The sequence below is a fragment of the Nocardiopsis sp. CNT312 genome, assembly GCF_000515115.1.
In the GTDB taxonomy this organism is placed as follows: Bacteria; Actinomycetota; Actinomycetes; order Streptosporangiales; family Streptosporangiaceae; genus Nocardiopsis.
Genome location: NZ_KI911536.1, coordinates 275,113 through 295,635, shown reverse-complemented (window position 1 = coordinate 295,635; position 20,523 = coordinate 275,113). Strand labels below are relative to the sequence as shown.

14 protein-coding genes and 1 pseudogene are annotated in these 20,523 nt (G+C 71.4%); 6 read left to right on the top strand and 9 right to left on the bottom strand.

Annotated features, from left to right (window positions below; translation table 11 throughout):
* Window positions 1-33 precede the first annotated feature (33 nt).
* From B042_RS0118235 to B042_RS0118210, 6 genes are all read right to left on the bottom strand, one after another.
* Window positions 34-1,401, bottom strand: a complete 1,368-nt coding sequence (locus B042_RS0118235; RefSeq protein WP_028649531.1) for a cellulase family glycosylhydrolase — start codon at window positions 1,399-1,401, stop codon at window positions 34-36.
* 162 nt (window positions 1,402-1,563) lie between these two features.
* Window positions 1,564-3,372: a glycoside hydrolase family 6 protein gene (locus B042_RS0118230; RefSeq protein WP_028649530.1), complete on the bottom strand. Its 1,809-nt coding sequence runs from the start codon at window positions 3,370-3,372 to the stop codon at window positions 1,564-1,566.
* A gap of 541 nt (window positions 3,373-3,913) precedes the next feature.
* A complete protein-coding gene (locus B042_RS0118225; RefSeq protein ID WP_028649529.1) occupies window positions 3,914-5,341 on the bottom strand; it encodes an endo-1,4-beta-xylanase in 1,428 nt (475 codons plus the stop codon).
* Between the two features lie 74 nt (window positions 5,342-5,415).
* Window positions 5,416-8,094, bottom strand: coding sequence for a glycoside hydrolase family 48 protein (locus tag B042_RS0118220; RefSeq protein WP_028649528.1), 2,679 nt, complete (start codon window positions 8,092-8,094; stop codon window positions 5,416-5,418).
* Window positions 8,095-8,503: 409 nt separating this feature from the next.
* Window positions 8,504-9,127 (bottom strand): FMN reductase, encoded by a 624-nt coding sequence (locus B042_RS0118215; protein WP_028649527.1) that lies wholly within the window; start codon window positions 9,125-9,127, stop codon window positions 8,504-8,506.
* Window positions 9,124-10,218 carry an LLM class flavin-dependent oxidoreductase gene (locus B042_RS0118210; protein WP_028649526.1) on the bottom strand — a complete coding sequence of 365 codons (1,095 nt, stop codon included), beginning with the start codon at window positions 10,216-10,218 and terminating at the stop codon, window positions 9,124-9,126. Before B042_RS0118210 ends, B042_RS0118215 begins: the two co-directional genes overlap by 4 nt.
* Window positions 10,219-10,437: 219 nt before the next feature.
* On the opposite strand from B042_RS0118210, the gene B042_RS25905 reads away from it, so the two are divergent.
* On the top strand, window positions 10,438-10,659 hold the full coding sequence (locus tag B042_RS25905; RefSeq protein WP_155989200.1) for a hypothetical protein: 222 nt from the start codon (window positions 10,438-10,440) through the stop codon (window positions 10,657-10,659).
* A gap of 714 nt (window positions 10,660-11,373) precedes the next feature.
* On the opposite strand, the pseudogene B042_RS23825 reads toward B042_RS25905, so the two are convergent.
* Window positions 11,374-11,977, bottom strand: a pseudogene (locus tag B042_RS23825) (SAM-dependent methyltransferase).
* A gap of 203 nt (window positions 11,978-12,180) precedes the next feature.
* Here B042_RS23825 and B042_RS0118185 point away from each other — a divergent pair.
* Window positions 12,181-13,005 (top strand): DNA polymerase beta superfamily protein, encoded by an 825-nt coding sequence (locus B042_RS0118185; RefSeq protein WP_028649522.1) that lies wholly within the window; start codon window positions 12,181-12,183, stop codon window positions 13,003-13,005.
* Window positions 13,006-13,815: 810 nt separating this feature from the next.
* The gene (locus B042_RS23820) at window positions 13,816-14,043 is read left to right on the top strand and encodes a hypothetical protein (protein WP_036555545.1); all 228 of its coding nucleotides are present in this window, start codon (window positions 13,816-13,818) and stop codon (window positions 14,041-14,043) included.
* A gap of 9 nt (window positions 14,044-14,052) precedes the next feature.
* Here the strand turns inward: B042_RS23820 and B042_RS0118170 are convergent, their stop codons facing one another.
* Together B042_RS0118170 and B042_RS0118165 are read right to left on the bottom strand one after the other, a co-directional pair.
* Window positions 14,053-14,769: an alpha-ketoglutarate-dependent dioxygenase AlkB gene (locus B042_RS0118170; protein WP_051415777.1), complete on the bottom strand. Its 717-nt coding sequence runs from the start codon at window positions 14,767-14,769 to the stop codon at window positions 14,053-14,055.
* Window positions 14,766-16,574, bottom strand: coding sequence for a hypothetical protein (locus B042_RS0118165; RefSeq protein ID WP_028649519.1), 1,809 nt, complete (start codon window positions 16,572-16,574; stop codon window positions 14,766-14,768). Before B042_RS0118165 ends, B042_RS0118170 begins: the two co-directional genes overlap by 4 nt.
* Before the next feature lie 303 nt (window positions 16,575-16,877).
* Here B042_RS0118165 and B042_RS0118160 point away from each other — a divergent pair, with 303 nt between their 5' ends.
* The 3 genes from B042_RS0118160 to B042_RS0118150 all read left to right on the top strand — a co-directional run bounded on the left by B042_RS0118160 (window position 16,878) and on the right by B042_RS0118150 (window position 20,516).
* Window positions 16,878-18,362 (top strand): DHA2 family efflux MFS transporter permease subunit, encoded by a 1,485-nt coding sequence (locus B042_RS0118160; RefSeq protein ID WP_028649518.1) that lies wholly within the window; start codon window positions 16,878-16,880, stop codon window positions 18,360-18,362.
* A gap of 261 nt (window positions 18,363-18,623) precedes the next feature.
* Window positions 18,624-19,166 (top strand): GNAT family N-acetyltransferase, encoded by a 543-nt coding sequence (locus tag B042_RS0118155; RefSeq protein WP_028649517.1) that lies wholly within the window; start codon window positions 18,624-18,626, stop codon window positions 19,164-19,166.
* A 108-nt stretch (window positions 19,167-19,274) separates the two neighbouring features.
* Window positions 19,275-20,516, top strand: coding sequence for a hypothetical protein (locus tag B042_RS0118150; RefSeq protein ID WP_028649516.1), 1,242 nt, complete (start codon window positions 19,275-19,277; stop codon window positions 20,514-20,516).
* Window positions 20,517-20,523 lie beyond the last annotated feature (7 nt).

Genomic DNA, 20,523 nt, shown 5'->3' with positions numbered 1-20,523 from the left:
GCGGGGCCCTGTGCGCCCCCGCGCGAGCGGGGTTCAGGAGGTGCAGGTGGGTTCGGGGACCTCTGCCGGGTCCTGGCGGGTGCCGGTGAAGCCGAAGGAGGTGCTCTGCCCCTCGGACAGGACGGCGTTGTAGCCGGCGTCCGCTGCGCTCACCTCGGACCCGCTGGTGGTGACCACCGCGTTCCAGGCCTGGGCGACCCCTTCGCCGTCGGGCAGGGTCCACCCCACCGTCCAGCCGTCCAGGTCGGTCTCGGCGGTGACGGTGACCTGGGCCTGGAAGCCGCCGGGCCACTCGTTGCCCACCGTGTACTCGGCCGTGCAGTCGCCCGCCGGGACGGTGGGCTCGTGGGTGGGCTCCTCCGTCGGCTCGTCCGTCGGCTCGTCCGTGGGCTCCTCGGTGGGCTCCCCGCCCCCGTAGACCGGTGCCTCGACGGCGGTCTCGGCGATTCCGTCGGGGCCGTTGAAGATCCGCTCGCCCCAGGACGTGATCCGGGCCGGGTCGAAGTCCTCGACCATGTCGAGGTAGTCCACGCCGCCGCTGTTGCCGCTCCAGGACCAGCCGACATAGCCCAGGCCCAGTCGCTCGGTGTGGTGCATGATCGCGTCCTCGTCCGGGTTCCCGTCACTGTGGTCGTGGCCGAACTCGCCCACGATCAGCGGCAGGCCCGCGTCGACGAAGGACTCCAGGTAGTCGACGACGGTCGACTCCTGCTCATAGACGCCGTACATGTGGATGGAGAAGACCGTGTTGGCGTGCGGGTCGGAGTCGAAGACGCCCTGGGCCTGCTGGCGCATGGTGCCCTGCCAGTCCTGGCCCCAGTTGGGCGCGTCGACCACCAGGGCGTGCTCGAACCCGGCACCGCGCAGCCGGTCGACGGCCGCGCTCGTGTCGGCCGCCCAGCCCGCGTTGGCGGCGGCGTCGTTGCCGTAGGGCTCGTTGCCGATGTTGACCAGGACGTGGTCCTCCTCGCCCTCCACCGCCTCCTGCACACGCAGCCAGTAGTCGACGGCCTGGTCCAGGGTGGCGGCGGCCGATTCCTCCCCGTACCCGGTGGTGTCGTGCACCTCCAGGACGCAGATCAGCCGGTGGGCCTTGCACTGGGCGACCACGTTGGACACGTCAGCGGCGTCGTTCTCGTTCCACCGGTCACCGCTGCTGAGGACCACGCGCACGGCGTTGGCGCCCAGGGACTTGATGCCGGCGAGGGAGTCGAGTTCCTGGGGGTACCAGGTGTGGGCGTGGCTCACGCCCCGGATGATGAAGTCGTTTCCTGCGGCGTCCACCAGGCGGCCGTTCTCGACACGGAACCCCGTGTCGGCCTGGGCCGGGAGGACCTGGACGAAGAGCGCGGCGACCAGCGCCAGCGCTGGGGTGAGAGCGGTGGCCCATCGTCTCATCATGCGGAGCTCCTGGGGGGTCGTGCCCGGCGGGGCACAGGGGGGCAGCGGGACGGGGTCGGTCGACGTGCTCTGCCTCGACGCCGCCGTCCCGGGAGGGGCGCCCGCCCCGAAGCGGGCGCCCCGGTCATGCCGGTGCCGCGTGCCGCGGCCCGGCCGGACGGGTCAGTCGAGGGGCGGGTAGGCGTTGTCCAGCAGCTCCTGGAACTGTGCGGAGAACCAGTGGCCGGCGACCGGCGCGTCGGGCAGGGCGCCGCTGGGGTTGTTGCCGTTGAGGACGTTGCCCCCGTAGGTGGGGTCGCACATCCGGTCGAAGCCCTTGCCCTCGTCGTTGGGGATCAGCTCGCTGGAGCCGTCGGACTCACCCGGCGGCTTCATCCAGACGTAGGCGTCGATCCCCGGCTCGGGGGCGGTCTGCGGGCGCTCGCCCAGGCCGGCGCCGGCCTGGTTGCACCAGTTGCCCACGTGGATGCGCCGGTCGATCCGGCTCTCCTCGATGTAGGTGTTCAGGTCCGTCGACGAGCTCGGGCCGCTGGGACGCTCGTCGCCGCCCCAGCCGTTGCGGGAGGTGTCGATGAGCATGCCGATGTCGCTGTCGAAGCCGGTCGAGACCAGCTCGGTACGCAGCGCCTGGGCGAAGGAGAGCTCGTCAACGTAGTGGTTCCAGTCCACCCAGTCGGACTGGCGGACCAGGACACCGTTGATGACGCCGTCCACGTCGATGTGGGGCTCTTCCAACGCGGAGTAGTTGGCGGTGTTGGCGATGAAGCCGTGCACGTCGCCGGGCGTGGCCCCGGCGGCGTTGGCGGCTTCGTAGAAGAGCTCGGCGGAGGGGGTGAAGTTGGTGTCCCACCCGATCCAGCCGTGGTGGCCGGCGTCGACGTAGTTGTAGACGTTGCCGATGTCGCCGAGGGTGGACAGGGCGTAGCCGACGCCCTCGACGTAGTTGCCGTTGGCCAGCATCTCGTCGCACTCGGGGGTGGCCGTGGGCCGGGAGCCGACGTTGGTGACCAGGTTGGGCAGGGAGTCGATCTCGATCGTGGCCACGACCCGCAGGGAGGTGTCCTCGTAGTCGGCGAGGATGTCGGCGATCGGGTCGATGTACTCGTTCTTGTAGCGGTCGATCTCGTCCGGGCCGAGCTCCCCGTTGGAGGCGAGGGCGGCGCAGTCCCGGCCGGGCAGGTTGTAGATGACCACCTGGAAGACCAGCGGGTCGCCGTCGGCCTGCTCCAGTGCCTCGTCGAGGTGGTCGCGCAGGCCGTAGGAGCCGGTCGTGGGGCTGTCGTTGCCCTCGATGGCACCGATGCGGTCGAGCCAGACGCCGGTGGGCTCGTCGGCGACGGCCTCGCCGCCGGGCTCGGCCGCGGCGTTGGCCGACCAGACCGGGTTCACGTAGACGTCGGCACCCACGTAGGGGTTGTCGACGCGCTCACCGGGCTCGTCGGTGGGCTCGTCGGTCGGGTCCTCGGTGGGCTCCTCCGTCGGCTCGTCGGTGGGCTCGTCGGTCGGGTCCTCCGTGGGGTCGGGGTCGACCTCGCCCTGGCACACCGTGCCGTTGAGGGTGAACTCGGTCGGAACCGGGTTGGCGCCGCTGTAGGTGCCCTGGAACCCGAAGGAGACGCTGGAACCGCTGCCGATCGAGCCGTTGTAGCCGACGTCGCTCGCGGTCACGCTCTGACCGGACTGCTCGTACGCGGCGTTCCACATGTTGGTGATCTGCTGGTCGCCGGCGTAGTCCCAGCTCAGGTCCCACCCGTCGGCGGGGTCGCCGAGGTTGGTGATCTCCACGCTGGCGACGAACCCCGAGCCCCAGTCGTTGGCGACCTGGTAGTCGACCTCGCACTGGGTGTCAGCGCTAGCTGAGGTGGGGAAGACGACGGCGGCGAGCGCGCCGCCGAGGACGAGGGCGAAGGTCGCGGCGAGGCCGCGGCGCGCCGCCGAGCCCGTGCCCGGTACGCGTCTGGGTGTACTCATCTGCTGTTTCCTCATGGTCGGGGGGTGGATCCATGGTTGAGGTGAGCGTGCGCGGTGGCGGCCCCCGGGCCGCGTACGGTGTCCGCACGCGGCCCTGCGGGCCCTCGACGACGGGATGGGAGCGGGGCATGGCCACCTCGTTGGTCGGGGCGTGCGGCCTCCACCGGCGAACGTGCCCGGGAGCGCTCCCATGCGGGAGGCGCCCGCGGGGTCCGCCCGAGGAGACCACGGTCTCTTCAGCCCTCCGCCACGTGACCCACGCCACGTTCGGGAGCGCTCCCAGGAGCGTAACCACAGACTGTGCGCATGTAAACACCCCCTAAAGCAGAAAATTTTACGAATGTGTCGAACAGGTTTTCCCTACGAAACAGGGCTTGTCGCCGGCACGCGTAGCGCCACGGCACCGAGGAGTGTTCGGTGCCGTGGCGCGGGGACCGCGCGGGCCTACGGCCCTACTGGGGGGTACGGTCCCCTTCCCGGGAGGTCGTCACGGCGGCGGTCCGCCTCCGGGCCGGTTCCGGCCCTCCCGCGCGGGCACGGGTCAGAGCGCGCCGCACGCGGGTTCGGGGGACGAGACACCCCCGCCGGTGCTGCCGACGAAGCCGAAGGAGGTCGACTGCCCGGCGGAGAGGGTGCCGTTGTAGGCGGCGTTGGTCGCGGTGACGTCGGCCCCGCCACCGGTCACCGAGGCGTTCCAGGCGTGCGCCACGCTCTCGCCGCTCCCGAAGGTCCACCCGACGGTCCACCCGGTGAGATCCGTTCCGGCGGTGACGGTCACCTGCGCCTGGAAGCCGCCCTGCCACTGGTTGGTGACGGTGTACGCGGCCTCGCACTCCCCGGGGGGCGGGGGGTCCGTCGGGGCCGGGCCGGGGTCGCCCCCCAGCGCCTCGTGGAGGGACCAGTAGGCGGGCTTGGGCCGGTAGCCTCCGTCGATCGGCAGCGCGGCCCCCTGGCCCTCGAAGACGCCGGGGACCCAGGAGTGGGCGTCGGTGACACCCCACACGGTCACGCCGGAGCACCCCTCGACCGCGTAGCAGGCCTCGGCCACCCGCGTGTAGTCGTCGGCCTGCTGCTCCAGTTTCTGCTCGGTGGCCGGCAGTTGGACCCGGATGTCCAGTTCGGTGATCATCACCTCCAGCCCCAGGTCGACGAACCGCTGGATGTTCTGCTGGATGTCGGCGGGGACCTGCCCCGAGACGAGGTGTCCCTGGAAGCCGATGCCGTCGATGGGCACTCCCCGGGCCAACAGGTCCCGGACCAGGGCGTAGTAGGCGTCGCTCTTGGCGTTGATCCCGTCGATGTTGTAGTCGTTGATGAACAGGCGGGCGTCGGGGTCGGCGCGGTCGGCCATCCGGAAGGCCTCGGCGATGTAGTCCTCGCCCAGGGTCCGGTGGAAGACCGAGTCGCGGAACCGGGCGTCGTCGCCGATGGGCTCGTTGACCACGTCCCAGGTGTCGATGTCGTCCCGGTAGCGTCCCACCACGGCGGTGATGTGGGTGTCCATGACCTCCAGCAGCTCGTCCTCGGTGAAGCCGCCGTCAGCCACCCAGGACGGCAGTTGGCTGTGCCAGAGCAGCGTGTGGCCGTGGATCGTCTGGTCGTTGCTCCGGGCGAACTCCACGATGCGGTCGGCACCGCTCCAGTCGAACTGCCCTGGCCGTGCTTGGACCGTCTGCCACTTGAGGGAGTTCTCGTGGGTGACCGAGGTGAACTCCTCCGCCGCGGTCCGCGCGTAGTCCGGCTGGTCCAGGTGCCGCGCACCCACCGCGGCACCCATGCGCAGGCCCCGTTCGTCGGCCAGCTGCCGGAGTGTGGCGGCTTCGGCAAGGGCCGCGTCCCGGTCCGGGAGCGCGCTGTCGTCCTGGGCGTGCGCGGCGGCCGTCAGGCCACCGGTGAGCAGGGCCGCGGCCAGGGCAGCCGCCGCCACGGCCCGGCCCCGGGGCGGTCTGCGCCCCTCGGTCGATGGCATGGTCCTTCTCTCCTTCGGTGGGGGTAGGGGGCGGGCGCCCGTTCGACGCCCGCCCCGCATGCGGCCACGGACGGTCAGGAGCCGTCGCCGAACAGCTCACCGTGGGTGGCCAGGGCCGTGGCCACGTCCACCTGAGCCCAGAAGCGGTGGTAGGTGAACTCGGGAGCCGGCCCCCCGTCGAGGTAGTCCTCGACCCGGGACCAGTTCGGGTCCTCCTCGTAGAAGGAGCGGATCGACAGGAACGTCGAGTCGGAGTCGATCGCGTCCCCGTTGGGCATCTGGCCGGTCCATCCCTCGGGGACGTAGAGGCCGCCGTCGGGGGAGTCGAACGGGTCGTCGAAGCGCTCGTAGTCGGCCCGCGTCTCGGGAACGGCGACGCCCAGGTCGTCCTGGTGGACCAGGAGCGCGTCGAGCAGACCCTCGGCCACCTCGCGGGACTCGGTGTCACCGGTGGCGGCGGAGTAGTGCATGAGGGTCTTGGCCAGACCCGCGGCGATGCCGACGTCCTGGCCGTGCGAGACGACCTCGACGCTCAGGCCGGGGTTGCCCGTGCTCTCACCCGTCCAGGTGTCGGGCTGTCCGGTCCACTCCATGTCGGCGGGGATGGCGAACTCGCCGTTTTCTCCGACCGTGGTGTTGGCGATCGCCCACGGGATCCAGTCGTCCAGGATCCCGGCGGCGCGCTCGTCACCGGTGATGCGGTGGTACTCGGCCACCCGCTCCATGTCCCAGACCTGGAAGCCGAACCAGCGGTTGGACGGCGGGTCGTGCCAGACGGGCTTCTCGTCGTAGAACATGCCGTGGAAGGTGGGCGTGCCCGAGGGCGGCTGGGCGTAGGTACCCTCCCAGCTGTTGGTCGCGCCGCCCGCGATACCGCCGTCGGAGGACTGGAGCCACTCCAGGAACTCCAACTGCCGGTCGAGGCTGGTCTCCCAGTCCTGGGTGCCGGTCGCCGACTCGGGCTGGAGCGCGGCCACCTCCGAGAGCGCGTAGGCCGCCATCACGTTCTGGTAGCCCTGGTGCGCGGAGGAGCCGCCGATGCGCCAGGCCCAGGGGTACTGGGCGCTCTCCGAGGCACCGCCCCAGGCGTAGTACCAGGACATCAGGTAGTGCGCGGAGTCCTTGCCCGATCCGGGCGGGCAGGCCTGGGCCCCCACGCAGTCGCCGATCTCCTTGAAGTACTTGTCGAACATGGCGTAGCGCAGGTAGTCGCCCATCATCGCCGCGTTGGCGACGTTCTCGACGATGGCGCCCTCGTTGCCCTGCTCCGAGGCCCACTGGTGCGCCAGGTAGGCCACCTGCACGGCCCGCGCGTCGGCGTCGGGGGCGTTGGTGTAGCGCCACTGCTCGGAGTAGGCGTCGTCGTCGGTGAACAGGTCGAGGAACCCGTGGTCACCGCCGTGCTCGAAGGTCTCGCAGGAGGGGTGCGGCACGGTCTCCCAGACCGACTCGTTGGAGCCGCGCTGGAAGGTGTTGATGTAGGCGGGGGCGTCGTCGGTGCCGTCACCGCAGAAGCCGTAGCCGTAGGTGTTGTCCACGTCCAGCAGCCAGTGCATGCCGTAGACCTCGTCGGTGCCGTAGGTGCTGCTCAGCTCCTGGGCGAGCGGGTCGGATCCGGCCGCGGCCCCGTCGTCCAGGGCCATGGGGTAGTCGCTGGGGTCGAGCGATTCGGGGATGTAGGTGGCCGGGTCCGACGGGTCATAGCCGCTGTTCGTGGGCTGGTCGGCCGTGCCCGGGATGATGAACGCCTCCATGGACTCCCAGGCGGAGTTGAAGGGCGCCCAGTCACCGGTGATCCTGCCGTAGGTCGCCTCCAGCCACAGGTAGTAGCTGTAGGCCTCGGACGTGGTGGCGTGGCCGTGGTCGGGCGCCTCCACGATCAGGGTCTCCACCGAGTGGTAGGGCACGAGAAGCCCGCCGAAGTCGCGGAAGTAGCCGCTGGCGGGGTCCTTGATCTTCTCGTACTGGGTGAGGAACTCCTCCTCGTAGGCGTTGGCGGGGCCCATCAGTTCGCGGGCGGTGACGACCACGGGGTCGTAGCCCTCGGCGGAGACGGTGAACTCGGCCTGGGCGGGGTCCCCCGACCCGTCACTGGAGGAGGCGACGGTCACCTCCTGGGGCGTATCCCAGTCGGTCTCACCGAAGGTCAGCGCGGCACCCGAGGACACCGACAGCGCCTGGCTGCCGGAGGTGCGCTCGACGGTGACGGCGACGTCCGCCTCGGGGGCCTGCGACAGTGCGACGTCGAAGGAGGCCTCGCCGCCGGGCTCCAGGGCGATCGAGTCGGGGGCCACGGCCAGGGCCGGGTCCTCGGGGTCGGGCTCGTCCTCGCCCGCGCAGTCCACACCGTTGAGGGTGAACTCGGTGGGGGCGGGGTTGTCACCGCTGTAAGAGGCCTGGAAGCCGAACGTCGCGGTCTGGCCCGCGGCCAGACCGGGGGCCCAGGGCGGCCCCTGTGCGCTCACGGCGGCACCGTCCTGGGTGACCTCGGCGTTCCAGGAGTTGGTGATCTGCTGGTCGCCGGAGAACTCCCAGCCCAGGTTCCACTCGGTGAGGGGGTCGGACTCGTTGGTGACCGAGACCTGGGCGGTGAAGCCGGTTCCCCAGTCGTCGGTCTGGTAGTCGACGGAGCAGACCGGGGCGGCCTGCGCGGGGGCGGACGGGAACAGCGCGGCGACGAGCGCCGCGCTCAGGAGGGCGGAGGCGGATCTGCGCCGGCGCGTGCGGTGCGGATCGAGGTGGGGGGTGGACACGTGTCCTCCTCGGACAGGTTCTCCTCTGCCGCCGTCCCGCGTCCGAGGGCAGAGGCGTGGCTCTGCCCAGGGGGAGGGCGGCGGGGTCGGAGCGCGGGTATCTGAGGGGAGCCGGGCACAACGCTGTGACCTGCGGCTCGGAGCCTGGGAGCGCCCACTTGGGAGCGCTCCCAGGCGAGGGGGATGGGTAGGGTAGGTGACGGGATACTCGCGCTCTCCGCATGTGATCCATCCCATACGGGAGCGCTCCCAGGAGCGTAGCCACAGACCGTACCCATGGGAACACCCCCTAGGGCCGAAAGTTCACCGAAACTCTCGGCCCCGCTTCCCCCGCGGCACAGGGCCTCCCGTCCCCGCGCGGGCCGCGGCCGGCCCTGCGTTGCCCGCCCGTTCCGGGCGGGCAACGGCTTCACCTGCCCAGGCCGTCCATGAGGTCGGCGAAGTCGACCGGGTCCGCGCGGGAGTCCCGTTCGCCGGAGGCGTGGTCGGCGGCCAGCAGGGCCAACTGGCGGGCGGCCCGCCCGACACGGTCGTCGAGCTCGCGGGCTCCCTCACCGTCGGCCCCCCAGTCCGCCGAGGCCGCGTACACGCCCGTGGGTACGACCACGGAGCGGGTGTGGGAGAACAGCGGGCGCAGCGCGTGCTCCAGCACCAGCGAGTGGCGCGGGCTGCCTCCGGTGGCGCCGACCAGCACCGGGGTCCCGTCCAGGGCCTCGGGTTCGACGACGTCGAAGAACGCCTTGAACAGCCCGCTGTAGGAGGCGCTGAAGACCGGGGTGACGGCGACGACGCCGTCCGCGGCGGACACGTCGTCCAGGATCGCGGGCAGGTCGCCGGTGGGAACCCGCGTGAGCATGGCGTTCACGATGTCGTGGGCCACCTCGCGCAGTTCCACCACGCGCACGTCGGCCTTCAGGCCCCGCTCGCCCAGGGCGCGCTCGGCGGCCCCGGTGAGCCGGTCGGCGAGCAGCCGGGTCGAGGACGGGGTGCTCAGCCCCGCCGAGACGGCGACGATCCTGCGAACCTCGGTCATGACACGGCCTCCTCGTCGGTGCCCTTCGCGGCCAGCAGCGATGCGTGGTCGGGCGCGTCGGGCACGTGTGCGGGCTTCCTGGCAGCGAACTCCTCGCGCAGCACCGGGACGACCTCCTCCCCGAGGATGTCCAACTGCTCCAGGACGGTCTTGAGGGGCAGCCCGGCGTGGTCCATCAGGAAGAGCTGGCGCTGGTAGTCGCCGAACTGCTCCCGGAAGGTCAGGGTACGGTCGATGACCTCCTGGGGGCTGCCCACCGTGAGCGGTGTCTCACGGGTGAACTCCTCCAGGGAGGGTCCGCCGCCGTAGACCGGGGCGTGGTCGAAGTAGGGCCGGAACTCCTTGACCGCGTCCTGGGAGTTCTTGCGCATGAAGACCTGACCGCCCAGGCCGACGTAGGCCTGGTCCGCTCTGCCGTGGCCGTAGTGCTCGAACCGGCGGCGGTAGAGCGAGATGAGCTTCCTGGTGTGGGTGGCGGGCCAGAAGATGTTGTTGTGGAAGAAGCCGTCACCGTAGTAGGCGGCCTGCTCGGCGATCTCCGGGCTGCGGATGGATCCGTGCCACACGAACGGGGGCACGCCGTCCAGCGGGCGCGGGGTGGAGGTGAACCCCTGGAGCGGGGTGCGGAACTTGCCCTCCCAGTCCACGGCCTCCTCCCGCCAGAGGCGGTGGAGCAGGTGGTAGTTCTCCAGTGCCAGCGGGATGCCCTGGCGGATGTCCCGTCCGAACCAGGGGTAGACGGGGCCGGTGTTGCCGCGGCCCATCATCAGGTCGACCCGGCCGTCGGCCAGGTGCTGGAGCATCGCGAAGTCCTCGGCGATCTTGACCGGGTCGTTGGTGGTGATCAGTGTGGTCGCCGTGGACAGGACGAGCCGCTCCGTGCGTGCGGCGATGTAGCCGAGCATCGTGGTCGGAGAAGAGGCCACGAACGGCGGGTTGTGGTGCTCCCCGCTGGCGAAGACGTCCAGGCCGACCTCCTCGGCCTTGAGCGCGATGGCCACCATCGCCTTGACGCGCTCGGCCTCCGTCGGTGTGCGCCCGGTGGTGGGATCGGTGGTCACGTCGCTCACCGAGAAGATTCCGAACTGCATGGCCGCCCCTCAGACTAATTTCCAAAGAAGTAGTTTCTTGCGAAATTATCACGCGGAACAACAGCGCGCACCGGTGCATTCCCCCTGCCGGAGGGGGTCTCACGAGGGACCGTGTTCATCCATAGGCACGCTGTGTATCCACTGGACGTCATATCGGCGTGCTATTGCTGATCAGTGGGCACCGCTACGGTCACCCCGAGTCATCACGGCCGAACGCGGTTGAGAACGCACACGAAGGAGGAGGGCGCCGACCACCCGACGGCGGCCCGACACCCCATGGCCACCACGCTCGGCCCCCGCCGGCACGTACCCCACCAGCGCCAGGACACCCACGAGCACACCGACCGCGAACCCGTCGTACTCGCCGACGCCCTCGGCGAGGTCATCGCCGCCCTGGGCGGACCGCCCCCCGAACCGGCCGAACCCTCCCTGCCCCGGTAGCCGGCCCGGGGCCCGGGGATCTGCACTGCTCCCTGGAAGTGGGCCGGGAAGATCCCGTCCCCTCGGCCAGGGAGCAGTCCCATGAGAGCGACCAGCTCGATCCGCCCCAGGACGTACTGGTCGAACTCGGCCAGTTCCTCCGCTGGGACCCACAGTTCCAGGACCGTGCGACCGCCGACCCCGCGCACCGGGCAGCGCGCCGCGAAGACCGCCCCACGGACCGCGTCGTCCTCGTTCAGCACCCGGGGAGAAGCTCGGCCGCTCCGGCAGGCGCGGCGTCCGCGCACTCCGCCCAAAGTCCCTGACCAGCGCCGGCTCCTTCGGCCCCGCGGGACGCCACAGGATCGTCGCCTCGGGCATGGCGCACCTTCCGTTCACACGGGTCCGGATGCTCCTAGGACTCCCATGACCTGGAATGCACGCGGTTATTACCCACCTCACCGAGAATCGGTCGCGCCACCGGGAACACCACTCCTAGACGAGGCGTTCTCACAGGTGAAGCGCTCGACAACAACTCCCGACAGACCCCGTTCCACCCGTCTTCACCCTTGGAGCGCTCCACACAAACCATGCGCGGGTGCGCGCGTTCGTGTTCGGCAATGGGGGTTACCGACACGTCTTTCACAGCCGCACCCGCCTTCCCAGCGGCCGGACCGCACTCAGTGCACTCTGGCCGCGCCGGCTGTGGCCCGCGTTGGGGGACGCGGGCCACAGCTATGTCCGCAGGGGTTTGCGGCCGACGCCGCAGTACTCCGCCACCGGGACGACCTCCCCCGACCGGGCCGGCCCCACCCGCCACAGCGAGCACGACACCACGCCGGGCTCCAGCAGTTCCAGACCGTCGAAGAGCGACTCGGCCTGCGCGGCCGAGCGCACCGTCAGCTTGGGCGTCCCGCGCTCGTTCCACGCCGCGGCCACGTGGTGGGCGCGGTCGGCGTCGACGTCGTCGGTGGCACCCTTCGCACCGCTCGTCAGCAGGGCGCGCGTGGGTGAGCACGAGCGGGTCGTTGTCGACATAGACCGCCCGGACCTTCCGGGGCCAGCGGCTGTGCCACCTCGTGGGTGTTGTTGTGGGTGGGCAGGCCGGCACCGATGTCGAGGAACTGCCGGATCCCCTCCCTCTCGACCAGGTGGGTCACCGCACGTTCCAGGAAGCGGCGGTCGGCAACGGCGTTGTCCGCGATCTCGGGGAAAACGAGCGGATCCGCTCGCCCATCTCCCGGTCCACGGGGTGGTGGTCCTTGCCGCCCAGCCAGTAGTTCCAGATACGGGCGTTGTGCGGAACGGAGGTGTCGATCTTGGGGTTCTCGGGAGGCACGCCCTGCACTTTCTCCATCCGTGGTGTGAGTACCGCGAGGTTTCGGGGCCCGGGAACATCCGACGCCTCCCAAGGCCACCGGAGCAAGTCGCCCGGAAGCGGAAAAGCCGTTCGTTGCGGCGTTCCAGGGCACGGTACGCTCACGCCGCACAGGGCGGGCACAACGGGCGCCCACCGCACCGTCGGGGCAGTGGAGGCAGGGCGTGAAGCATTCCAGTGCGGAGTTCGCGCGGATCGCCGAGAACGGCACCGTGCTGCGCTGCCGGGTCGGCTCCTCGGTCCACGGCCTGGCTCTGGAGGGCCGGGGCGACCGCGACGAGATGGGGATCTGCGTCGAGCCGCCCGAGTACGTCATCGGCCTGCGCGTCTTCGAGCAGTACGTCTTCCGCGCCCGCCCCGGCCACGTGCGCTCGGGCCCCGTCGGCCTCGACCTGACCGTGTACTCGCTGCGCAAGTGGGTCCACCTCGCCTTGGAGGGCAACCCGACCGTGCTGCTGCCGCTGTTGGTGCCCGAGGAGGAGATCGTCACGGCCACCGGCCTGGGACGCGAACTGCGCGCCCACCGCGACCGCTTCCTCTCGCGCAGGACGGGTCAGCGCTTCCTGGACTCCCTGCGTGCCCAGCGCGAACGCATGGAGGGCACACGGCACGGAAAACACACCAACCGCTCTGAACTGGTCGAGATACACGGTTTCGACACCAAGTACGCGTACCACATGGTCCGCCTCGGTCTCCAGGGCGTGGAACTGCTGGAGACCGGGGGCCTCACTCTGCCCCTGCCCGAACCCGACCGCTCCTGGCTGCGCGCCCTGCACCGCGGCGAGCACAGCCGGGCCGAGGCCCTCGACCGCACCCGAACGCTGGAGGAACGGCTGTCCGGACTGTGCACGACCTCCCCCCTGCCCCGCGAACCCGACTCCGCCTGGGCCAACCGGTGGCTGGTCGGCGCCTATCGGCGCGTCTGGTCCGAGGGCGGGGCGCCGATCCCCAGCGGGGCGGGCACGTCGGCGAACGAGCCCACGATGTGATCGGGGCGGGCTCGGCCCGCTCCAGAACTTCCTTGCGGAACTTGCCGGTGCGCACCAGTCCCCCACCGCCCCCGTTCTCGGCGGACCTGGTCACAGCCGCGGCCCGGCGCGGCACGCCGGAGGGGCCGGGATAGGATTCCGCTCGAAGAGGTGACGCGCCCGCTCTTCGCCGAACCGGCGCGTCGGGTACCGGTCCGTCCTCGGACCGTGCCCGGCAACGACGAATGTGAAGGAACACCATGGTCGGAACCATCGCGGTCGTGCTCATGATCGTGAGCCTGTCGATGATGCTCGTCTCGGGCGTCCTCGCCACGATCGTCAAGACCCGCTAGCCGGGCGGCGGGCGCGGCTCCGGTCGCGCCCGCGCGGAGCGTCCTTCCCGTGTGTTCCTCCCCCTCCACCCCGTGGTGTGCACACGACAGGCACCTTTACGGCGTAGATCATACAGTGCCGCGGTGGTCCGCCCCGGGCCGCCCGGCACCTGGGGACACCCCGTCGTGTCCCGCCGTGCCTGCGGCCCGGTCGACCACGGTCCGTTCGGATTCGCAGGAGAAGGTCGGGGCTCATTGGTGCGGCTGGGGCCTCCCTGAGCCTCAGTGGTGAACAGGCAGCACTCCCAGCCCCACCGGTCCGGAGAGTCGCCAGAATGCACCGAGAACACCCGTCGGGACAACCGCCCCGACCCATCAACCCCATGCCCCCCGTCTCCCCCATCCGGCCACACGCGGTGACCGTGGCCGCCGGGACCGCCGGCCACAACCGGTCACAGGAACCGTTGTTCCCGACACCGCGGGTGGCTAGTGTGGGCCCATGTCGATTTGGTCACGCGGCGACCGCACGGGCAGGGTCGAGGAGGCCCTCCTCATGCTCAAGGGGCAGAGGATTATCGACGGCCTGGAGATCCGGGCCGCCGAACCCAAGCCCTACCGGGTCCGCGTTCCCGCGGGGATCGTCCACATGGACGAGGACGAGGCGTCGATGTTCGCCCTCGGGGCGGTCGTCGGCACCTTCGGCGAAGTCGCCCGCGGGCCCCGGTAGCCGCGCCCCTCACCGGCCCAGCCCGGAGGCGCGAACGGTGATGTTGAGCCGCCCCTCCAATCCGAGTCCGGGCGGCGCGGTGCCGGGCCGTACCCGCGCCACCCCGTGGTAGGCCGCGCGCGAGGGCCCGCCGAAGACGAACAGGTCGCCGCTGCGCAGCACGAGGTCGGTGTGGGGGCGGTCGCGCGTCTCGGTGTTGCCGAAGCGGAACACGCACGTGTCGCCGAGGCTGAGTGAGACCACCGGGGCGCGGGAGCGCTCGTCGCGATCCTGGTGCATCCCCATGCGTGCGTCCGGGCCGTAGAAGTTGACGAGGGCGACGTCGTAGGGGTCGCGGGGGTCCGGGGAGCGGCCCAGGGCGTCCCGGACGGCGCGTGCAGCGAGCTCGGCCAGGGCCCCGGGCAAGGGCGGGACGGGCCTGCCGTCGGGCAGCGCCCGGCTGTAGCCCGGTGGGGCGCCGTGCCGCCGTGTGTCCGGCGGAGGGTGGCGTGCGGGACTCCAGAACCATCCCATCGAGAGCATCCGCACGCTCATGAGGCCGCCGCCCGGCATGCGGTGGCGGACCATGCCCGCGCGCGCCCAGCGACGGCAGTCCTCCACCAGGGCCGCCTGCCGGTCCGCGGACAGCCAGCCGGGCAGGTGGACGGCCCCCGGTGCCACGGTTACGGGCGGTGTGTCGAACAGCGGGTCGGGTTCGGGGACGCCCCGTCGGCCGGTCCCGGTCAACGGCGCATGAGGTCGCGGACGTTGACCACCAGCAGGACCGCGACGATCACAGCGATGGGTACGGCCAGGGCGATGCGCCAGTCCAGGACGAAGGAGACCACCACGCCCACGATGAGGCCGAGCACCACCGCCAGGATCGCCAGGCCGGTGAGGAAGGACAGGAACTTGCGGCGGGCGACGGCGTCGACCGCCGCGAAGGCCACGACCACGCCCAGCATCGCGTACAGGGTGGTCGTCCCGTCGAGCAGGAACAGGGTGGCGGCCAGGGACAGCAGCAGGAGCGGGGTGCTCAGGGCGACCCACGCGTGCAGGAACCGGGTGCTCTGCTGCTTGCCCGAGGAGTAGGGGCGGTGGGGGGCCTTGAGATGTCCGGTGGGGTCCGGGAGGAGCGGGGCGTCGGCGGCCAGCGCCTCCAGGTGGCTCTCACGCTCGTCGGCGACCAGCACACGCTCCTCGTACACCTGGGCGAGCTCCTGTTCCAGGACCTCCATACGCTCGGCGTACTCGCGTGCGCGGGGGCGCGAGCCCGCCCGGCGTCCGAGCACCATGCGTGCGGCGTCCAGGCGGCGCAGGCGGTCGCGGCGCTCGGCGATCTCGGCGTCCAGCTCTTCGCTGCGCCGCTCCAGGTCCCGGACGTGCGCGCGCAGGCCGGCACGGGCCTCCTCCTCCGTGGGCGCGACCTTGTGCAGGCCCACCCAGGCCAGGGAGTCGGCCCAGGACCGGCGGACGGTGCCGTCGCGCTCGTAGCGGGGGCCGCTGGGGGCGCGCTCACCGTCGAAGAAGTCGCCGGTGTCGCGGCCCCACAGTCCGCGGTAGCCGCGGATCCACGGGGTGTCGTCGTCGATGAGCACCGGGGTCCACTCCCGGTCGCCGCCCGGCCCCAGGCGCATGCCGTCGCCGCGGGCGTAGTCGACGAAGGGAACACCGATGCCGTGCCGGTTGATGGCGCTGTCCGAGCGGAAGAGGCGCTGGGTGGCGGCCCGCCAGACGCGGACGAGGCCGCGGAAGATGGAGGGGTCGACCTGGATGAGGTAGTCGCCGGGCAGCATCTGGTGCGAGTGCGAGCCGGCCCCGACGTAGACGACGGGGTGGTCCCCGGACCGGTGCAGTTCGGGGTCGCTCCAGCTTCGGCGCAGGTCGTCGCCCTGGTACTCGTGCGAGGAGGCACCCACCCACACGGGGCGGACGGTGCCGTCGGGGTCCTCGGCGAGGTAGACGGTGACGCGTTCCCAGTCGGCCTCGTGGTCGTTGACGCCGCCGTAGATCGTTCGCCAGTCGTTCATCGCGTAGAAGAACCAGTACTGGAGGACGACGTAGCCGCCCTCGCGCAGAACGCGTCCGTAGTAGGTCGCCCCGCCGTCGTCGACGCGCTCACGGAAGCGGGTCACCGCCGCGAAGCTGACCCCGCCGGGTACGGCGCCCCGGATGAGCAGGGAGAACTTCATCAGGATGTCGAGGATGCGGCCGAGGACGCCGACGGCGGCCAGCCGCCCGCTCTTGGGGATGACCGTGCGGGCGCTGCCGCGGAAGCGGCGGGCCTCCTCGCGCAGGGTCTCCTTCTGGACGAACCTCAGGTGCTTGTGGCGCCCGGGCCACTCGTCCTCGGCCTGCGCGAGGCGTTCCAGGGTGAGTTCCCCGGCGGGCACGAGCACGCGCTCGCCGCCGCCTGGATCCTCGATCCACAGGCTGCAGTTGCGCACGTAGTTGTCGACACGGGTGGGGAAGAAGAGCTCGCCCTTGGTGCACAGCAGGACGGGTTCGTGGGCACGCAGCAGTTCGAGGTCAGAGTCAGATGTGGCAGCCATGATTCGCACCAAGTTAGTGCATGGCGGTGGCGCTTTCGTACTCCGCGGTGCCCCGGCACCTCTGGTTCTCCCGGTGAGGACGCCTTCCCCTCCGGCCGGCGGATGGCACGCCCCGTCCGCGCGGACGGGGCGGCCTCCCTCCCCCTGCTCGCCCGGGGCTCCGGGCGGAAAACCACTGTCGATCCATCCCCTCTACCCGGAATACTGCCGCCCCGGGAGCGGTTTCCCGTCTGCGTCGGGCAGGCGGGCGCCGCCCGCAGCCCCCCGTTTCCCACGTCCGCAGACGAGCACGCAAGGACGCATGTGACCAGGCAAGAAGAGACGACCGCCGGCGACGGAACGCATCCGGGGGGCGACGACGGGCGCGGGGCGCGCCTGGTCGTCCCCCTGCTCCTGGTCTCGGCGTTCGTCGTCATCCTCAACGAGACGATCATGAGCGTGGCCCTGCCCTCCCTCAGTGAGGACCTGGGCATCACCGCCTCCACCGGGCAGTGGCTGACCTCGGCCTTCATGCTCGTGATGGCCGTGGTCATCCCGATCACCGGGTTCCTGCTCCAGCGGTTCCACCTCCGGCGGGTGTTCATCACGGCGATGACACTGTTCAGCACCGGGACACTGCTGTGCTTCGTGGCGCCGGACTTCACGGCGCTGCTGCTGGGCCGCGTCGTGCAGGCGTCGGGGACCGCGATCATGATGCCGCTGCTGATGACGACCGTGTTGAACACGGTGCCCGCCGACCGCCGCGGCCGCACCATGGGCAACATCTCCGTCGTCATCGCCGTGGCCCCGGCCATCGGCCCGACCCTGTCGGGGATCATCCTCGGCGCGCTGGACTGGCGCTGGATCTTCGGCCTGGTCCTGCCGATCGCCCTGCTGGGGCTGGGACTGGGCGCGGCCCTGATCCGCAACGTCACCGAGCCGCGCCCGGCCCGCATCGACGTGGTCTCGGTGGTCGTGTCGGCTCTGGCCTTCGGCGGTCTGGTCTACGGGTTCTCCGGTCTGGGCGAGGGCGCCGAAGCCGGTTCCCCGGCCCCTCCGGGGCTGTCCATCGCCGTGGGCGCCGCCGCTCTGGCGCTGTTCGTGTGGCGGCAGGTGCGCCTGCAGCGCGAGGACCGGGCCCTGCTGGACCTGAGGGTGTTCGCCTCCCGGCAGTTCGCCCTGTCGGCGGTCCTGATGGCGGTCAGCTTCATGTCGCTCTTCGGGCTGATCATCCTGATCCCGTTCTACATGCAGAACGTCCTGGGCCACGACACGCTCGTCACCGGTCTGACCCTGCTGCCGGGCAGTCTGGCCATGGGCCTGATGGCACCGGTGGTGGGCGGTCTCTACGACCGCTTCGGCCCGCGTCCACTGATCAGCCCCGGGGCCGCGGTGGCGGCGCTGGCGTTCTGGTCGATGACCGCCTTCGGCCCGGACACACCTGTGGCAGCCCTGGTGGCGGCGCACACGGCGCTGAGCCTGGGGCTGGGCTTCATGTTCACGCCGCTGATGACCGGGGCCCTGGGTTCGCTGCGTCCCGCCCTGTACGCGCACGGCAGTGCCGTGGTGGGCACCCTGCAGCAGTTGGCGGGCGCGGCGGGCACCGCGGTGTTCGTGTCCGTGATGTCGGCGGTCGCCGCCGGCCTGGCCGCCGACGGATCCGGCCCGGTCGCCGCGGAACTGGGCGGTATCACCACGGCCTTCACGGTGGGCGCGGTGGTCTTCACCCTCGCGTTCGCGGCGACGTTCTTCGTACGCGAGGCCGAAGGGTCCCGTTCCGCGCCCGAGGGCGCCCCGGGCACACCGTAGGGCGGTGCTGGGCCGTCCGGGTGCTGTGGGCCGCCCGGACGGACCAGCACCACCCCTTCCCGCGGCCCGGTCAAAGAATTTCTCTTTTTCTTCTCTCAGTGTGATCTCGTGTCGCTCTTTCCCCGTGTTGGCGACACTTCACCCCAAACCCGGAACGTAGAGTCAGACGCACAGTTCAGCCACGGGTCCGTGCCGCACGACCCCAGGGGATCAGCACCCAGTGCTGGTGGAACGGGTGAGAAGATCATGCAAAATTCGCTGATGACCCAACCGCGACCGTCCGACGTCGGCGTTCTCAGCTTCCGCTACCTGGGCGCATACGAGATCGACGAACTCGCGGACCTGTGGGGCGCGCTCCACCAGCAGCACACCGTCACCGCCCCGCACCTGGCGGACATCATCAGCGCCGTGAGCATGGACGAGTCCTGGCGCCGCCGCCGCGCCCAGTACCTGGCCTGGCTCACCGACCCCGACACCATGGCCATCCTCGCCGAGAGCGGCGACGACCCGGCCGGGTACGCCATGGTGACGGTCAAGGAGAGCTCCCAGGGCAGTTGGGACCGCGGTGAGCGCGTCGCGGTGGTGCAGACCTTCGCGATCGACCCGGAGTACTCCGACACCGGCGTGGGCTCCAAACTCTTGGAGGAGGTGCGCCGCCAGCTGGGTGCGATGGGCGTGCGCGACATCGAGTTCTCCGCGCTGGCCACCAGCTCCGAGGACATCCGCTTCCTGGAGCAGGAGGGGTTCCAGCCCTTCGTCACCACCATGGTCTGCCGCGTCGACGCCTTCGGCGCGCACGACTGACCCCGCCCGTCCCCCCGCTCCCCCACACGGCCCCCGTGCCCGGCACGGGGGCCGCTCCGCGCCGGCACGCCCCGGCGCCGCAGGCGGGTGAGGCGCTACGCTCACCCCGTGGCGACCTCCGACTCCAACACCTGCAACTTTCCCGGCTGCGACCGTCCGGTGCCCCGCGGATCCTCCCCCGGGCGCCCGCCCGAGTACTGCGACCTGCCCGAGCACACACGTTGGCGCGCCTGGCGGGAGCGCCAGAGGCTGGCGCAGGAGTCCGAGCGGATCGCCGAGGAGGCGGTGGGGACCTCCGGTGCCGACGATGCGGCCACGGCCTCCGTCGTACCCGCCAAGGGCACCGAACCGGTGACCGCCGCCCGCCTACGCGCCGACGACCTGCTCACCCGGTTCGCCGTGCAGAGCGAGCAGATGGTGAAAACCCTGGACTCGGCCCGGGAGGCGTTCGCCACCATGAGCGACCCCGCCGCGGCGGAGGCCCAGGTGGAGGCCGCCCGGTTGGAGGGCGCGCGCAGGGTCGCCGAGGCCGACTCCGCGCGGTTGGAGGCGGAGAACCGGCGCCGCGAGGCCGAATCGGCGCGGCGGGTCGCGGAGGAGGCGGCGTCCTCCGCCGTGGCAGCCACCCGGTCGGCCGAGCTGATCGCCGAGGAGGCGATCGGGCGCCGCGACGCCGCCGAGGCCGAGCGCGACCGCCTGAGGGAGGCGGCCGAGCGCGCCCGGGACGAGCGCGGTGCCGCGATCGCTGAGGCCAACGCCGGTCTGGCCGCCGCCGAGCGCAGGATCGCCGAGACCGAGGGGCGCGCCCGGGACGAGGTGGCACGGGCGCGCGCCGCGCTCGAACGCGAGCGCGCCGACACCGCCGACCGGCTGGAGCGGGCGGCCGCCGAGGCCGAGCGGTGCAGGTCCGAGGCGAAGGAGCAGGCGCGCCTGCGCGGCGAGGCGGTCCTGGCCTCGGAGCGGGCGGTGGCACGCGCCGAGGACGCGCAGGAGCGGGCCCGGGAGGCCGTCGAGGCGCTCAGGGCGGAACGGGCCCGTCACGACACCGAACTGGAGCGGGCCCACGAGCGCCGTGAGGCCGACCGTGCGGCGGCCGACGCCGAGCGCGCGCGGCTCACCGCCGAACTGGAGCGGGCCGCGGCCGACCGCGAGCGGCTGGCCGGGGAGCTCGACGCCCAGCGGCGCAACGCGGAGATCACCCTGGAGGAGTCCCGCACGGCCGCGGCGGCACGCCTTTCGGCCGCCGAGGAGGCGCGGGTCCGGGAGCGGGAGCGCGCCGAGCGGGCCGAGGCCGCGCGGGACGAGGCGCTCGCGCACCGGGATACCGACCGCGTACATCAAGGATCCTAGTTTCAGC

Coding starts and splice junctions, on each gene's coding strand:
- B042_RS0118230 (WP_028649530.1), bottom strand. CDS start 3,372: ATGAGTACACCCAGACGCGTACCGGGCACGGGCTCGGCGGCGCGCCGC.
- B042_RS0118165 (WP_028649519.1), bottom strand. CDS start 16,574: ATGGCTGCCACATCTGACTCTGACCTCGAACTGCTGCGTGCCCACGAA.
- B042_RS0118210 (WP_028649526.1), bottom strand. CDS start 10,218: ATGCAGTTCGGAATCTTCTCGGTGAGCGACGTGACCACCGATCCCACC.
- B042_RS0118225 (WP_028649529.1), bottom strand. CDS start 5,341: ATGCCATCGACCGAGGGGCGCAGACCGCCCCGGGGCCGGGCCGTGGCG.
- B042_RS0118155 (WP_028649517.1), top strand. CDS start 18,624: ATGACCCAACCGCGACCGTCCGACGTCGGCGTTCTCAGCTTCCGCTAC.
- B042_RS0118215 (WP_028649527.1), bottom strand. CDS start 9,127: ATGACCGAGGTTCGCAGGATCGTCGCCGTCTCGGCGGGGCTGAGCACC.
- B042_RS23820 (WP_036555545.1), top strand. CDS start 13,816: ATGTCGATTTGGTCACGCGGCGACCGCACGGGCAGGGTCGAGGAGGCC.
- B042_RS0118235 (WP_028649531.1), bottom strand. CDS start 1,401: ATGATGAGACGATGGGCCACCGCTCTCACCCCAGCGCTGGCGCTGGTC.